Annotated in this window: 19 protein-coding genes; 8 read left to right on the plus strand and 11 right to left on the minus strand. The window is 29.2% G+C overall.

The features are described from left to right. Positions 1-180 precede the first annotated feature (180 nt). From JL193_RS09220 to JL193_RS09230, 3 genes are all read left to right on the plus strand, one after another. A complete protein-coding gene (locus tag JL193_RS09220) occupies positions 181-654 on the plus strand; it encodes a VRR-NUC domain-containing protein (RefSeq protein ID WP_207970533.1) in 474 nt (157 codons plus the stop codon). Positions 655-794: 140 nt separating this feature from the next. Continuing rightward, on the plus strand, positions 795-1,229 hold the full coding sequence (gene rpiB, locus JL193_RS09225) for a ribose 5-phosphate isomerase B (protein ID WP_207970534.1): 435 nt from the start codon (positions 795-797) through the stop codon (positions 1,227-1,229). 73 nt (positions 1,230-1,302) lie between these two features. Next, positions 1,303-1,743: a GNAT family N-acetyltransferase gene (locus tag JL193_RS09230; RefSeq protein WP_207970535.1), complete on the plus strand. Its 441-nt coding sequence runs from the start codon at positions 1,303-1,305 to the stop codon at positions 1,741-1,743. Here the strand turns inward: JL193_RS09230 and JL193_RS09235 are convergent. Genes JL193_RS09235 through JL193_RS09250 form a run of 4 tightly spaced genes read right to left on the minus strand, consistent with a single transcriptional unit; the run spans position 1,702 to position 4,078 of the window. Beyond that, on the minus strand, positions 1,702-2,301 hold the full coding sequence (locus JL193_RS09235; RefSeq protein ID WP_302849928.1) for a pseudouridine synthase: 600 nt from the start codon (positions 2,299-2,301) through the stop codon (positions 1,702-1,704). The two genes, JL193_RS09230 and JL193_RS09235, sit on opposite strands and share 42 nt — an antisense overlap. A gap of 4 nt (positions 2,302-2,305) precedes the next feature. Then, positions 2,306-3,103, minus strand: coding sequence for an aldose 1-epimerase (locus JL193_RS09240; RefSeq protein ID WP_207970536.1), 798 nt, complete (start codon positions 3,101-3,103; stop codon positions 2,306-2,308). Between the two features lie 11 nt (positions 3,104-3,114). Further along, positions 3,115-3,477 (minus strand): hypothetical protein, encoded by a 363-nt coding sequence (locus JL193_RS09245; protein WP_207970537.1) that lies wholly within the window; start codon positions 3,475-3,477, stop codon positions 3,115-3,117. Further along, positions 3,470-4,078: a hypothetical protein gene (locus JL193_RS09250; protein WP_207970538.1), complete on the minus strand. Its 609-nt coding sequence runs from the start codon at positions 4,076-4,078 to the stop codon at positions 3,470-3,472. The genes JL193_RS09245 and JL193_RS09250 overlap by 8 nt, the downstream gene beginning before the upstream one ends. A gap of 98 nt (positions 4,079-4,176) precedes the next feature. Here JL193_RS09250 and recA point away from each other — a divergent pair, with 98 nt between their 5' ends. Then, on the plus strand, positions 4,177-5,187 hold the full coding sequence (gene recA / locus JL193_RS09255; protein WP_207970539.1) for a recombinase RecA: 1,011 nt from the start codon (positions 4,177-4,179) through the stop codon (positions 5,185-5,187). Between the two features lie 296 nt (positions 5,188-5,483). On the opposite strand, the gene JL193_RS09260 is transcribed toward recA, so the two are convergent. The 4 genes from JL193_RS09260 to JL193_RS09275 all read right to left on the minus strand — a co-directional run bounded on the left by JL193_RS09260 (position 5,484) and on the right by JL193_RS09275 (position 8,102). After that, positions 5,484-5,636 carry a PspC domain-containing protein gene (locus tag JL193_RS09260; protein ID WP_207970540.1) on the minus strand — a complete coding sequence of 51 codons (153 nt, stop codon included), beginning with the start codon at positions 5,634-5,636 and terminating at the stop codon, positions 5,484-5,486. 97 nt (positions 5,637-5,733) lie between these two features. Then, complete coding sequence (gene dut, locus JL193_RS09265) at positions 5,734-6,165, minus strand: dUTP diphosphatase (protein ID WP_207970541.1); 432 nt, start codon at positions 6,163-6,165, stop codon at positions 5,734-5,736. Between the two features lies 1 nt (position 6,166). Continuing rightward, entirely contained in the window at positions 6,167-7,036 is an 870-nt protein-coding gene (locus JL193_RS09270; RefSeq protein ID WP_207970542.1) for an alpha/beta hydrolase, read from the minus strand. An 82-nt stretch (positions 7,037-7,118) separates the two neighbouring features. After that, complete coding sequence (locus JL193_RS09275) at positions 7,119-8,102, minus strand: IS30 family transposase (RefSeq protein WP_207970543.1); 984 nt, start codon at positions 8,100-8,102, stop codon at positions 7,119-7,121. Positions 8,103-8,219: 117 nt separating this feature from the next. On the opposite strand from JL193_RS09275, the gene JL193_RS09280 reads away from it, so the two are divergent. Both JL193_RS09280 and JL193_RS09285 read left to right on the plus strand, forming a co-directional pair. Continuing rightward, the gene (locus JL193_RS09280) at positions 8,220-9,215 is read left to right on the plus strand and encodes an NAD(P)H-dependent glycerol-3-phosphate dehydrogenase (protein ID WP_207970544.1); all 996 of its coding nucleotides are present in this window, start codon (positions 8,220-8,222) and stop codon (positions 9,213-9,215) included. A gap of 309 nt (positions 9,216-9,524) precedes the next feature. Continuing rightward, positions 9,525-10,184: a hypothetical protein gene (locus tag JL193_RS09285; RefSeq protein WP_207970545.1), complete on the plus strand. Its 660-nt coding sequence runs from the start codon at positions 9,525-9,527 to the stop codon at positions 10,182-10,184. A gap of 56 nt (positions 10,185-10,240) precedes the next feature. Here JL193_RS09285 and JL193_RS09290 read toward each other — a convergent pair whose 3' ends face one another. Continuing rightward, complete coding sequence (locus JL193_RS09290; protein ID WP_207970546.1) at positions 10,241-10,615, minus strand: hypothetical protein; 375 nt, start codon at positions 10,613-10,615, stop codon at positions 10,241-10,243. Between the two features lie 398 nt (positions 10,616-11,013). Between JL193_RS09290 and JL193_RS09295 the strand changes: the two genes are divergently transcribed. After that, positions 11,014-12,282 (plus strand): MFS transporter, encoded by a 1,269-nt coding sequence (locus JL193_RS09295; protein ID WP_207970547.1) that lies wholly within the window; start codon positions 11,014-11,016, stop codon positions 12,280-12,282. 70 nt (positions 12,283-12,352) lie between these two features. Here the strand turns inward: JL193_RS09295 and JL193_RS09300 are convergent, their stop codons facing one another. Beyond that, positions 12,353-13,114 (minus strand): DUF547 domain-containing protein, encoded by a 762-nt coding sequence (locus JL193_RS09300; protein WP_138535355.1) that lies wholly within the window; start codon positions 13,112-13,114, stop codon positions 12,353-12,355. Between the two features lie 22 nt (positions 13,115-13,136). Between JL193_RS09300 and JL193_RS09305 the strand changes: the two genes are divergently transcribed. Further along, on the plus strand, positions 13,137-13,841 hold the full coding sequence (locus JL193_RS09305; protein WP_207970548.1) for a TIGR04283 family arsenosugar biosynthesis glycosyltransferase: 705 nt from the start codon (positions 13,137-13,139) through the stop codon (positions 13,839-13,841). A gap of 40 nt (positions 13,842-13,881) precedes the next feature. Here the strand turns inward: JL193_RS09305 and JL193_RS09310 are convergent, their stop codons facing one another. After that, positions 13,882-14,208, minus strand: coding sequence for a hypothetical protein (locus tag JL193_RS09310; protein WP_207970549.1), 327 nt, complete (start codon positions 14,206-14,208; stop codon positions 13,882-13,884). Positions 14,209-14,259: the final 51 nt, after the last annotated feature.

Below are 14,259 nucleotides of genomic sequence, written 5' to 3' on the forward strand. Positions count from 1 at the left end.
AAAAATTAAAGAGTTATTAAAAAAGCTAATTTTTAAGATGTTTATAAGTGTTAATAACCATAAAAACTATATTTTTGTTGATGTAACTACCTGTCATTCCGATTAAAGCGACAGGGAAATAGAGGAATCTATAAAATTGTTTTATAATTCAGTAGGCTTGCATTTATAAAACTTAACAGAATGAATGAAATATTAAACGGAATTGAAATAAAGAAAACATTTCAATTAATTCCAGTTTGGAAAGGAAAAGAAATTTTAGATACTTATGGAAAAAAACCAGTTTTGAATTACAATGGAATTCCACTCTTTGCGGAATTATATGCCTTGAGAAAATATAAGGAAAAAGGATTTGAAGGAGTTTGGGCAGATACTTTTAGAAATAAATTTCGTTCTGAATTGCCCGAAAAAAATGAACCAAAAATAATTTTGCCAGAATTTATAAGTGAAAAATTAAATAAAATAAATGCGAATGGAAAATTAAGTGGAACTTGGGATTTAATTTTATGGAAACAAAACGAAATCAAATTTGTTGAGCTGAAAAGAAAAGGAAAAGATAAAATAAGGAAAACACAAATTGAGTTTTTAGAAAGAGCAATTAAAAATGGAATTTCAGTTGAAAGTTTTGAAATTTATGAATGGAAAGAAAACGAATAAAAACGACATGCCAACACCATACAAAATTGTTTACTAACTTTAATCCTTAAACACAGCAACTAATCTTGTACAAATACGATCTCTCCATAAAATCGAGATAACAAACAAAAGAAATGACAAATTAAAAAAATAATTAAATTATGACAATTGCCATTGGTAACGATCACGCAGGAACAGCATACAAGTTCGAAATTATAAAACATTTAGAAGAAAAAGGATATAAAGTATTAAATTTTGGTACAGATTCTGAAAATTCTATGGATTATCCAGATGCCATTCATCCTACAGCAGATGCCGTAGAATCTGGCAAAGCAGCATTAGGTATTATTTTATGTGGTTCTGGAAATGGTGCACAAATGACAGCCAACAAACACCAAGGAATTAGAGCTGCTTTGTGTTGGAATAAAGAATTGGTAGCCTTAACAAGACAGCATAATAATGCCAATATTTTAACGATTCCTGCACGTTTTGTGTCTTTACAACAAGCAATTGGTTTTGTAGATGTTTTTCTTTCTACAGATTTCGAAGGAGGAAGACACGCAACAAGAGTAAATAAAATTTCTTGTGCTGGGTAAAAATCTTTCAGTTTGTCATTTCGAGTGAATTTTCGAAGTATGAGAAATTAGTATCGAAAAATTTTTATAAATAATGAACTTTATCACAAAATCATTTTCTGAATTAACAACATATCAATTGTACGAAATTTTACAATTGCGTGCCGAAGTTTTTGTGGTAGAACAAGATTGTGTATATCAAGACTTAGATGGTAAAGATTTTAAGTCTTTACACGTTTTTGGTATTAAAAATAATAAAATAGTTGCCTACTCACGTATTTTTAAACCAGGAGATTATTTCGATAATGCTAGTATTGGTAGAGTAGTAGTGGCTGCTAATGAACGTAAATATGGTTTTGGTCACGATTTAATGAAAGCTTCTATAAAAGCAATAAAAACACATTTTAATGCTGATAAAATTACCATTTCTGCCCAAGTGTATTTAAAAAAGTTCTACGAATCTCATGGATTTGTAAAAATAGGAGAGGAGTATTTAGAAGATGGAATTCCCCATATTAGAATGGATAGAGGTTAAATTTTTTACTTCCTTTACAGCACCAACTTCTAAATTTCCTAATTCAATTTCACCAATTCTAACACGAATTAGTCGTAAAGTTGGGTAACCCACAGCTGCTGTCATTTTTCGTACTTGTCTAAATTTTCCTTCTTTAATTGTGATGGAAATCCAACTTGTTGGGCCATGTCTTTCGTCTCTAATTTTTTGACTTCTCAAAGGAAATTTAGGATCACTAATTATGGAAGCTTTTCCGGGTTTTGTCACATATTTTTTACCATTAAAAGCAATTTCTACGCCCGTTTTTAATTGTTCTATAGCTTCTTGTGTTATTTGTCCATCCACTTGCACATAATATTCTTTTTCGAATTTACTGGATCTAATTTCTGCGGAAACTTTACCATCTGTTGTTAATAACAGCAAACCTTCAGAAGGTACATCTAAACGCCCAATTGCCATGGTTCCTTCAGGAAAATCGTACAAATCACCTAACAACTTCTTTTTTCTTTTTGCAGGATTTACGAATTGAGAAATCATTCCCCAAGGTTTATGAATGATAAAATGATGATGTTTTTTTATCAATTTATAAAACTTTTATACTTACAGAAAATACTTCTTTTCCACTAGAAATACGCATATTTTCTTCAGAAAATTTTTGATTGGTGTAAGAAGTATATTGTGTAATTGGTTCTATACATAACATATTATCAACCTCTGTCCACAACATAAAATTGTTAAAGTTTTTTGTGGTGATTTCAAGATGATTTCTATCCGAATTTTCTAGTATGATTTTATCCGTATTTAAAACAGGAAAAGCATTGTGCCCAACTTCGTAAATTTCTTTTAAAGTTATTTTTTTATTGTTGGCAATCAAAGTATCTTTTCCAGTATTCGATAATAAAAAAGCAGGATGATAGCCCAACATAAAAGGCATTCCAGCTTCAGATGTAATTATAAAATCGATTTTTAACGTATTATTTTTAAGAGAATAATGTTTTTCAAACGTAAAATCGAAAGGCCAAAATAATTCTTTTTCTGTAGATTTTTTAGGAAATTTCGAATTCGAAATTTTAGTATTTTTTGTATATTTTTTGATGAATTTAGCGTGAGTTTCATCCGAAGAAATTAAAAAATAATCTAATTCACGTAACAAACCATGTTGATCTTGAATGGCATCGCCTTTTTTGGTGTGTACTCTAAAATTATTTTTAGAAATTGGGCCAATTACCGGAAACATTTCATCATCCGATTTTCGCCAACCTTTGCTTCCTTTTTGATGTATATATTCAGCATCATCAACCTTAAAAGATATTAATTCACCTTTTTCTATTTTTACTATTGATTTTTTATCATCAGAAATTAAAGAAATTATGTGTGTCATTTTATTTTTATCTATTTTAATCTATCAGGATTTTTACCTAATTTTTTTGATTCAGAATTTACTCTTCTTTCTAACTTTTTAATATCCTCTTCTGCTGGTAAATTTTCTGGTTTTATTCCTCTATCAAGTAATATTTTTCTTACAGAACGATTGTTTGTAATGTGTTCTGCAGAAATACTTCTTTCGTTTTTTAAATTTTTCTCTTTTGTGTTGAAAACGGTTATTTCTGTTGCAAAATCTTTAGCTTTTATAGTAATAGTTGGTAAATAATCTGCTAATGCTCTATTGTTAGAAATTCCTAATTTATTTTTCATTTCTTTTGTAGTCCTCCCAAATAAAGCTTGGTCTCCTTTTATAAGTATTGAATTATACATTTTTTTCTATATATAAAATTATGTCTATAATATCCATTTGAAGGTTAATTCTAAAAATTTGAAAATTATTAATTTGTGCTATATAATTTTTATCAATATCAACTTTCTTTTGTCTTGTACTTAATTTATGATGCGGTTCGTCAAATTCTAATAATATTGAATTATCAATCATAAAATCATAATAATATTTATCAACTTTAAATTGATACTCAAAAGGTATTTTTTTTTGAATACAGTATTTTTCAACTAATTGTAAAACAACACTTTCATTTCTTATTGAAAAAAAATTATTTAATTTAAAACTACTTGTTAATTCTTTGATTAATAAAAATGCTTTTTTATCCAATTTATAATCAATAATTCTTCTCTCTGCTCCAGAACCTATTTTTACAAGTTTGTTACATTTAAAAATTTTTCCTTCAATATGTTTGTGGATAATAATATTTTTAGCTCTTTGTATTACTTTCTGGAAATTCCTCCATTCAGCATACCCTAAAAGTTGTTGCAAATCTCTTGCAAACCAGAACTCTATGCCACTTTCAGTAGTTTGTGAATGGTCTTCGAAATTGTAAGCTAAATTTTGAATAATTTCTTTTTTCATAATTATTTTTTTTATAAAAATACAAAAAAAAGATGCATAAAAAACAAACTCTTTTTGTAACTTGCTACACTATTTAAATTAAAAAATTAGCAAGATTTATGGCAGCAGCAGACAAAGAAAAAACAGCGAAATTAAAAGCGTTACAACTTACTTTAGATAAATTAGATAAAACTTACGGAAAAGGTTCTGTAATGAAGCTTGGAGATGTTGTTACAGAAGATATTGATGCCATTTCATCAGGTTCTTTAGGGTTGGATTTAGCCTTAGGTGTTGGTGGATATCCAAGAGGTAGAGTTATAGAAATTTATGGTCCAGAATCTTCTGGTAAAACAACCTTAACTTTACACGCAATTGCAGAAGCTCAAAAAGCAGGTGGAATTGCTGCGTTTATTGATGCAGAACATGCTTTTGATAAATTTTATGCAGAAAATTTAGGAGTAGATATCGATAATTTAATCATTTCTCAACCAGATCATGGTGAGCAAGCTTTAGAAATTACAGAAAATTTAATTCGTTCTGGTGCCATTGATATTGTTGTAATTGATTCAGTGGCTGCATTAACGCCAAAAAGTGAAATTGAAGGTGAAATGGGAGATTCTAAAATGGGACTTCATGCACGTTTAATGTCGCAAGCATTACGTAAATTAACAGGTACCATTTCTAAAACAAAATGTACGGTTATTTTTATTAACCAATTGCGTGAAAAAATTGGTGTAATGTTTGGGAATCCAGAAACTACAACTGGTGGAAACGCATTAAAATTCTATGCCTCAGTTCGTTTAGATATTCGTAGAAGAACACAAATTAAAGATGGTGACAAAGTTCTTGGAAACAGTACCAAAGTTAAAATTGTAAAAAATAAAGTAGCACCTCCTTTTCAAGTAGCAGAATTTGATATTATGTACGGTCAAGGAATTTCTAAAGTTGGTGAAATTTTAGATATTGGTGTAGAATTAGGTATTGTAAAGAAAAGTGGTTCTTGGTTTAGTTATGGTGAAACCAAACTAGGTCAAGGAAGAGATGCCGTAAAAGGCTTAATTGCAGAAAATCCTGATTTAGCAGAAGAGTTAGAAGCTAAAATAAAAGATGCTATTGATAATCAAGAATAAGTTTTACGAATTCTACACAAAAACGGAATCTTTATAATTTATGAATTAAATGCTCTAAAAGAGTATTCAACAAACATTTTTTAAATTTTTATTAGAAGTTATTTTTTACAAACTGCTATAGAAATAATCAATCTATAGCAGTTTTTTAATTTTTAGCTACAATAAACAAACAACCGCAAGCTTTTCAATTTTACGAAAAACTTGGGTTTGCACATTACTCTCAGGCATTTTTCCCTTTTGAATTACTGTACAATAAAGTTCGAAAAATAAGCTAGTTTAATAAACGTTTTCTAAATTTATTCTTTAGAAAGTACTTTTACCAACCAAAGAATTAAATAGGCTCCAATACCAAAACCAGCCAACAAAACCAATAATACAAATAGTATTCTAATATTTTTTGCTGTAAAATTTGTTTTGGTACTCAACCATTCACATACTCCTAAAATCATAATTTTTTATTTTTAACTTATTTATTTTTTTCGAAATGTCAGTTCGAGTGATTTCGATTTTTTTATCGAAATTGTATCGAGAACTAATTAAATATTTCTAAACTCCTGTACTTCCAAAACCTCCAGAACCACGTTCTGTTTCACTTAAAACACTAACTTCTTGCCAATGTACACGTTCGTGTTTTGCGATAATTAATTGTGCAATTCTTTCGCCATCATTTATTACAAAATCTTCATTAGAAAGATTTACTAAAATTACACCAATTTCGCCACGATAATCTGCATCTACAGTTCCAGGAGCATTTAAAACAGTAATTCCCTTTTTAGCAGCCAAACCACTTCTGGGTCTTACTTGCGCTTCAAAACCAATAGGTAAAGCAATAAATAAGCCTGTTTTAACAATGGCTCTTTCCAAAGGTTTTAAGGTAATGGCTTCGCTAATATTTGCTCTTAAATCCATTCCTGCAGCTCCTTCTGTTTCATAATTTGGAGTTGCGTGTTTCGATTTGTTAATTATTTGTACGTTCATTTTATAAATTGAATAAAAAAGTAATGGTTTCTAAAAATTCTGCTTTCCAAAAAGATTCTGTATGTTTTCCTTCAGGAACTATTTTTGTGTGAATATTTTTTTCAGGAAATCCTAAATCTACTAATAATTTTGCCATATTTTCAGTATCAGGAACCATAGTATCTCCTTCTTTTCCACCAACTAAAAAATAGATTTTTGTGTTTTTACGATTTCTATTTTCTTTCGCAAAATCATTTACTTTATTAGAAAACCAAAAAGAAGTAGAAAGTGCACCAATTTTACCAAAAACCGCTGGCTTTTTTAATCCACCATAAAAGGAAATTAATCCCCCTAAAGAACTACCAATAATAGCGGTATTTTCTGCAGCAGGTTTTGTTCTGTAATTAGTATCAATATATGGTTTTAAAATATTTGCTAAAAAATCAATATAAATTGCGCCTTTTCCTCCACCATATTTTTCGTTTTTCCAAGGTGTATATTCTTCAATTCGTTTCTCACCACCATTTTCTACACCAACAACTATAAAGCTTTTACCTGTTTTTTTATAAAGGTTATTTAAGGTTTCATCAACAGCCCATTCACCTACAAAAGAAGTTTTTTCATCAAACAAATTTTGAGCATCGTGCATGTAAATTACATCAAAAGGTTCTGTAGTTTCATTATAATTTGGGGGCAAATACAACCAAACTTTATGAGAAATATCGTTTAAGCCTTCAATAACAAACTCTTTTTCAAGAATGGAAACATTGGCAGCTTTAGTCGATTTTTTTTCTTCAACCTTGGGTTGAAATTCTTTTTTTATTTCTGCTTTCTTCTTACAAGAAATAACAATTAAAAAAAGACAAATAAATATAAGAATATAGGTTTTCATATGAATGTTACGAATGTAAACAAAGATAATAAATCAAACAAGCATTCATACATGGTTACTAATTTTATTACATTTCGTAGATTCAAGTACCAAGTGCAAGTTTTTGATTTTGGTTAATAAATTGATAAAAAACCTCTTTAGGGGTTCTGTATCCTAACTTTTTTCTTGGTCTATTATTGAGTTTGTTTACCGTTTCAAAAATATCCTTTTGTTTGACATTATCCAAGTGTTCATTTTTTGGGAAATATTGTCTGATAAGTTTGTTCGTATACTCGTTAAGTCCACGTTCCCAAGAGCTATAAGGGTGAGCAAAATAGACATCACAATTTAATTTTTCTGCTATTTTTTTATGTCCTGCAAACTCTTTTCCATTATCATTGGTAATTGTTCGAACCCATTTTTTATGTGGTGCTAAAGTGTTTATAGTCATTTTTGTAATCATATCTGCTTTTTTTCCTGTCACATTTTCAATCCATAAAAAACTAGAATAGCGATCTACAATGGTTAATAAAGCTCCTTTATGGTCTTTTCCTATAATTAAATCAGATTCTAAATCACCTACTCTTTCTTTGAGTTCTACAATTTTTGGACGTTTTTCTATAGACACTTTATCGGGTATTTGTCCTCTATTGGATTTACTTCCATACCTTTTTTTATATTTTTTTTGACCTGTTCGTAGTTCTTTATAAAGCAATCCTCCTTGTCTTTTATCTTGCCAAACATATTGGTAAATTCGCTCGTGAGAGACCATCTGTATTGCTTTAAGTTTACACCAACCAACTATCTGTTCTGGAGACCATTGAAATTTAATCATTTTTTCTTTGATTATTTTTTTCATTTCCGTTGAAAAAATAGTCTTATAATGGCCTTCTTTTTTACGCTCATCAGCTAATTTTTGTGCGTGTTTAGCACTATAAGTCCTAGGTTTTGAGTTCCTTTTCAATTCTCTATAAAAAGTACTTTCATTAATACAAAGTGATTTAATAATCTCTTTTTTACTAATTTTTGCCTTAAGCATTAATTCTATTGAGTACCTTTGTTCGAAAGTTAATTGTTTGTAGTTCATATCACAAATCTTTGACTTTTTTTGGACTTTTCCTAACGGGGTAAAACCCGTAGGAAAATCCTATCAAAAACTTGCACTAGCATTTGAATCTAGGTTTGAACTTTAAAATGAAGAATGATGAATGAACAGACAAAAATAGCCGTTTTAGGAGGTGGAAGCTGGGCAACAGCCATTGTAAAAATGCTAACAGAAAATTTAGATACAGTAGGTTGGTACATGAGAAATGCACAAGCGATTGAGCACATTAAAAAAAACAATCACAACCCTAATTATTTACGAGCTGCAGAAATAGATGCAACCAAGTTAGATTTATCTTATGATATAAATAAAACTGTTGCAAAATATGATGTTTTAATATTTGCAATTCCTTCTGCTTTTTTAACTTTAGAATTAAAAAAACTTACAAAACCATTAAAAAATAAAATTATTTTTTCTGCCATAAAGGGTATTGTGCCAGAAACCGGTTTAATTGTGGGAGAACATTTTAATAAAGAATACGATATTCCGTTTGAAAACATTGGTGTAATTACAGGGCCTTGTCATGCAGAAGAGGTTGCCATGGAACGACTTTCGTATTTAACAATTGCTTGTAAAGATCAACAAAAAGCAAAATTTATTGGAAAATCTTTAAAAAGTTGGTACATAAAAACCAAAATTTCTGATGATATTATTGGAACTGAATATGCAGCTATGTTAAAAAATATATACGCTGTGGCTGCTGGCATTGCCCATGGTTTGGGTTATGGTGATAATTTTCAATCAGTATTAATGAGCAATGCAATTCGTGAAATGAAGAGCTATATTAAAAAGGTTCATAAAATGAAACGCAATATTAATAATTCTGCTTATTTGGGTGATTTATTAGTTACTGGATATTCCATTTTTAGTAGAAACAGGCAATTTGGAAACATGATTGGAAAGGGGTACACTGTAAAATCTGCTCAAATGGAAATGAGCATGATTGCTGAAGGGTATTATGCTACAAAAAGTGCTTTTAAAATGAAAGAAGAAAACGGTGCTAAAACACCAATTATAAATGCTGTTTATAATGTTTTGTATGCTGATAAAGATGCAAAAAAAGAATTTAAAAAATTGACGAATAAGTTGGATTAGTCTGTCATTTCGACCTTTTGGAGAAATCTAAAAAGGCTTATTTTAAGTAAACGTTCTATATTCTCCTTTTAAAAAAACAGATTAAAGTACCACTTAAGATTTCTCAATTTCACTGCGTTTCATTCGAAATGACATTCGTTTGTCATTTCGACCTTGTGGAGAAATCTAAAATAATTATCTAATTCTTTATATACTTTAAAAATTTTTCGATTTCGTTTCTATAAAAATTATTTTTATTAACCTAAATAGGTTTCAAAATCAATTATTTGTTTATTTTTGAACATTATTGTATTAAATTAAACAAAAACCATGAAAACAATACAAGAAGTTGTAGAAAGTACCATTAGAAAAACACCTTTTATAGAAGAAGCACTCAACGAAAAATTAATAAATGTTTCTTCTTTAGCAAGAATTATTTTACCAGAAGTTTCTGCAGTTTTAAAGAAAGATGTAAAGGTTGGTGCAGTAATGATGGCTATTAACAGGCTTTCTCCAGCAAGTGAATTGCGCATTCGAAAAAACATTAAAAAACTTGCATTAGATTTAGGAGATGTAATTGTACGATCTGATTTATGTGATTTTACGTTTAAAAATACCACCTCACTTTTAAAAGAAATTGCAAAGATTTTAAACAAATCTTCCGAAAGTTCGGACTATTTTTTAACCGTTTCGCAAGGTATTTTCGAAACCAATATTGTTACCAGTAAAAACTTAGAGCCTTTTGTAAACCGAATATTCGAAAAAGAATCGCTTATTTCTAACGTATTAGATTTGGCTTCTATCACCATAAAATTGCCAAAAGAAAATCAAGAACAATCGGGTATTTACTATTTTATTTTAAAGCAATTGGCTTGGGCAGATATTCCGCTACAAGAAATTATTTCTACTACCAATGAAATGACAATTGTGGTTAAAGAAGAAGATATTAACCAAACTTTTGCCATTTTAATGGATATGAAATTGAGCTAAAAAAAAGCGTTCTTAGATTTTTTCTAAGAACGCTTTCATTTTTATGGTTTAAAAAACTACTCGTTGTTTGAAGCTAAAATAGTTGTATTTTTCTTCATTCTAATATCGTTTGCTTCGTAAAAATTGGTAATTCTTTTTACTTTCATAGTTTCATCTTTTGCAACTCCTGTTTCTTGGTCGAAAAGCATCACATCTACCCATTTATAGTGTACTACAAATCTTTTACCAAATAAACCCTCATCAAATAAACTTAATTTGCTTGGAGACTCTATATCTTCGTCATGAAATACAATTTCTTTTCCTTTACTATCTACAAATTTAAAATTGTCAGTTACATTTAAACCTTGGTAGGTTAAAGTTAGTTTCTTTTCTGTAGAAGATTGTGCGTTTGTGTTTTGTGTAAATAATGTTATTGTTGCTACAATAAACAAATAGCTAATGTTTTTAAATAAATTTTCATCTTGTTTCGTTTTTGATTTTCATTTTTTTGACAAAGAACTTTAAAAAAGGATTGTCGGTTTTATTTCTACTACAAATTTCAGGCAGAATTATTTTAAAAATGAACTCATTTAAAAATATTGTTATCCCAAAAAGATTTTTATTTCTTATTTAAGAAATTTTTAAGAAAAACAAGTAAATAACTCTATAAACTTCTGTTATATAGTAATTTGCGTTTTTAATTTTTGATAAAAGAAATTGATGAAATTAATATTTTTGAACATAAAAATGTATAAATAATGGTTTTAAAAAGTATGAAACGAAACACTTTTAAAACACTATTACTAAATTGAAGTTTTGTAGATTTACCAAGAATTAAAAAGAACATAATTTGGCAAAACAAGATCCTTATGCAGCTTTAAGAATAAAAGAATTCAATATTTTTTTATTTGTAAGATTTTTATTGGTTTTTGGTTGGTCTATGCAATTTATTGTGATTGAATGGCAAGTTTATTCAATTACCAAAGACCCACTTTCTTTAGGTATTATTGGTTTAATGGAAATAATTCCGGCTTTTTCAATGGCATTATTTGCAGGTCATATAGTAGATCAAAGAGAAAAAAGAAACTTATTAGCCATTTGTACAGCTGCTTTTTCGTTAATTAGTTTAGGGCTATTTTTATTAACTACAGAGAATGTTTTACAAAGTTGGTCTACCAATGCTATACTATATTGTATTTATGGTTTGGTATTTTTTGGCGGATTTTTGCGTTCGTTTTTTGGCCCCACCATTTTTTCTTTAGTGGCCTTATTGGTTCCTAAAAAAATATATCATAATGCTTCAACTTGGAGTACCAGTACTTGGAAAACAGCCGCTGTTTCTGGAGCCCTTTTTGGAGGAATTTTTATTGGTAAAATAGGTGTAGATAAAACCTTAAGCTTGGTTTTTATTTTGGTAATGTTGGCATTTATATTCACTTTTCTAATTAAAAAGAAACCAATTTTAAACACTAAAATTGGCGAACCAATGAAAGAAAGTTTAAAAGCAGGCGTACAATTTGTTTTTAAAAATAAAGCCATTTTAGGTGTTTTAACCTTAGATATGATTGCGGTTCTTTTTGGTGGAACTGTTGCCATTTTATCGGTTTTTGCACAAGATGTTTTAAAAGTGGGGCCAGAAGGTTTTGGAGTTTTAAATGCCTCCATTTCTATGGGAAGTATTGTAACCATGTTTTTAACAACCTATATTCCTATTAACAGAAATACAGGTAAAAAAATGTTAGTTTCTGTTTTTATTTTTGGGCTAAGCATTATTGCTTTTGGGTTATCATCTATTTTTTGGGTAAGCGTTTTGGCATTGTTTATCAGTGGAGCTGCAGACGGAATTTCAATGGTAATTCGTCAAACCATTTTACAAATAAAAACACCAGATGATATGAGAGGTAGGGTTTCCTCTGTAAATTCTATGTTTGTAGGTTCTTCTAACGAATTAGGCGCTTTTGAAAGTGGGTTAGCAGCTAAATTAATTGGACCAGTTGCAGCAGTTGTTTTTGGTGGAACAATGACCTTAATAACAGTAGTTGCAACAGGAGTTTTAAACCCAACATTAAGAGAGTTAGATTTAACCGAAGAAATAGAAGCCAACGAAAAAGAGGAATAAATTTTTAAAACAAGTTCTCTTTTTCCCTATTATATAAAATCGAATATTTTGTAAAATTCTTGTTTGAAATTTATTTAGGAATTTTTCTAAAATTTCCTAAACTCAATGTCCAGTCATAATTACTAAATTTTAATTTTTTTGGTTTTTCTGGAGTAATATTATAATCCGCTAAAATTTGTCTAGCACCACACAAACCACCAAAATCTGCTCTAAACCAAGAAAATAATGAAACGGATGTTGCAGTTCTTGTTTCCTTATCGTAAGTTGTTTGCTCTTTTAGGTATTCTGTAGTCATAAAATCGAACTCGGTATCTAAATCTTCAGGAGTGAATACTGCAACTGGAGGACAACTTTTTGCACCACAGTTTAATGCAAAATGAATTCTCCAATCGATATTTTTTACGCGTAATTTTCGTTCGTATTTGGGCCTGAAATATTTACGCAAATATCCCCAACTTAACTTAATTCTTGAGCGTCTTAAAATATCATGTTCAATTTCATCAAAAGACAATGTTTCACCAGCAATTTTTACTCTTGGTTTTTTAAAATATGCACCTCTATCTTCATATTCTTTAGGGTTTTCTGTTAAAGAAATTTGTATAAATGAATTGTAAACATTTACCCAAAAAGCAATTTTTTGATTATCGGTTTTTAATTGGCTTACCAAATCTTCAAGAGTACTTTCTTCTAAAATTTTTACTTGTTTTTCATAAGATTTATTATCCATTATATTTTGTAGTAAATCTTGAGAAACTTCATTATAATTTACAGTATCTTGTGCTTTAAAATTAAAGGCTGAAGTTAAAATTAGTATTAAAAAAAACTTTTTCATAGAGTTTTACGTAAGTTTAAGTATGTTATTAAGTATTATAATTCCTGTTTATAACGAACAAGAAAATCTTGTAAAAAGGTTGTCGTTTCTATGTAAAGAAACTAACAAATTTTCTATAGAAGTTATTATTTCGAATTCTCCAGAGACTTCAGACGATAGTCCAAAAATTTGTAAGAATTTCGATAAAGTTACATATTTTATTAGCGATAAAAAAGGAAGAGCGTCGCAAATGAATTTTGGTGCCAGTAAAGCGAAAGGCGATGTTTTGTTGTTTTTACATGCAGATGTGCAACTTCCTACAGATTTTTACCCACAAATAAAAAAAGCGATTGAAGCAGGAAATAAAGCTGGTTTTTTTGCCTATAAATTCGATAAAGAAACCCCTTTTTTAAACTTCAATAGTAAGTTTACAGCCAAAGATGGGTTGTTTTCTGGGGGAGGAGACCAGTGCCAGTTTTTTACAAAAGATACTTTTAAAGAATTAAACGGTTTTAATGAAGATTTTTGTATTATGGAAGATTTTGAAATGATTGACAGGGTTCGAAAACAAAAAATTCCGTTTGCAATTATACAGTCGAAAGCTATTGTAAGTGCTAGAAAGTACGAAAAAAACTCTTGGTTAAAAGTAAATTTAATTAATGGTTATGTTTTCTTAAAATATAAATTTGGTGCTTCTCCAGAAAATTTGCGTAAAACCTATAAAAGTTTGTTGCGCGAAAGTGTATAAGAAAGCCGTTTTTTTGAGCTTCAAATAAACGGCTTTCAAATTACTTAGCGTAAGAAAGTGCAGTAATAGACTTTACGGTCTTTTTTTCTCCTGTTTCTTCTCCATTTTCATCCATTTCCTCTACTTCTTTTTCTATCCAGGTAATTTTAAATTTTTTGCCTATTAAATCGTCGTCATATAGGGTAATTTCAACATCTTCTGCAACATCGTAGAACAAAACTTCTTTTTTGTTATCATCTTCAAACTTAAAATAATCGTTATCTGTAACTCCTTTAAAAGTTGCCGTTAACGAGTTGTTTATAGTTATTTTAGAAGATAAAGATGCAGAAATAAATAGCACGAATGCTACAGTATATAATGGTTTCATAATATTAAAAAAAATTAAGGTTGTTTTTGTTAAATATAAGTTGCCAGTAAT

Origin of the sequence: Polaribacter batillariae, from assembly GCF_017498485.1 — a bacterium.
Classification (GTDB): Bacteria; Bacteroidota; Bacteroidia; order Flavobacteriales; family Flavobacteriaceae; genus Polaribacter; species Polaribacter batillariae.

Excerpts from the sequence above, each read along its gene's own strand:
- JL193_RS09220 (WP_207970533.1), top strand. The coding sequence starts at position 181 with ATGAATGAAATATTAAACGGAATTGAAATAAAGAAAACATTTCAATTA.
- rpiB (WP_207970534.1), top strand. The coding sequence starts at position 795 with ATGACAATTGCCATTGGTAACGATCACGCAGGAACAGCATACAAGTTC.
- JL193_RS09230 (WP_207970535.1), top strand. The coding sequence starts at position 1,303 with ATGAACTTTATCACAAAATCATTTTCTGAATTAACAACATATCAATTG.
- JL193_RS09240 (WP_207970536.1), bottom strand. The coding sequence starts at position 3,103 with ATGACACACATAATTTCTTTAATTTCTGATGATAAAAAATCAATAGTA.
- JL193_RS09245 (WP_207970537.1), bottom strand. The coding sequence starts at position 3,477 with ATGTATAATTCAATACTTATAAAAGGAGACCAAGCTTTATTTGGGAGG.
- JL193_RS09250 (WP_207970538.1), bottom strand. The coding sequence starts at position 4,078 with ATGAAAAAAGAAATTATTCAAAATTTAGCTTACAATTTCGAAGACCAT.
- recA (WP_207970539.1), top strand. The coding sequence starts at position 4,177 with ATGGCAGCAGCAGACAAAGAAAAAACAGCGAAATTAAAAGCGTTACAA.
- JL193_RS09260 (WP_207970540.1), bottom strand. The coding sequence starts at position 5,636 with ATGATTTTAGGAGTATGTGAATGGTTGAGTACCAAAACAAATTTTACA.
- dut (WP_207970541.1), bottom strand. The coding sequence starts at position 6,165 with ATGAACGTACAAATAATTAACAAATCGAAACACGCAACTCCAAATTAT.
- JL193_RS09270 (WP_207970542.1), bottom strand. The coding sequence starts at position 7,036 with ATGAAAACCTATATTCTTATATTTATTTGTCTTTTTTTAATTGTTATT.
- JL193_RS09275 (WP_207970543.1), bottom strand. The coding sequence starts at position 8,102 with ATGAACTACAAACAATTAACTTTCGAACAAAGGTACTCAATAGAATTA.
- JL193_RS09280 (WP_207970544.1), top strand. The coding sequence starts at position 8,220 with ATGAATGAACAGACAAAAATAGCCGTTTTAGGAGGTGGAAGCTGGGCA.
- JL193_RS09285 (WP_207970545.1), top strand. The coding sequence starts at position 9,525 with ATGAAAACAATACAAGAAGTTGTAGAAAGTACCATTAGAAAAACACCT.
- JL193_RS09300 (WP_138535355.1), bottom strand. The coding sequence starts at position 13,114 with ATGAAAAAGTTTTTTTTAATACTAATTTTAACTTCAGCCTTTAATTTT.
- JL193_RS09305 (WP_207970548.1), top strand. The coding sequence starts at position 13,137 with ATGTTATTAAGTATTATAATTCCTGTTTATAACGAACAAGAAAATCTT.
- JL193_RS09310 (WP_207970549.1), bottom strand. The coding sequence starts at position 14,208 with ATGAAACCATTATATACTGTAGCATTCGTGCTATTTATTTCTGCATCT.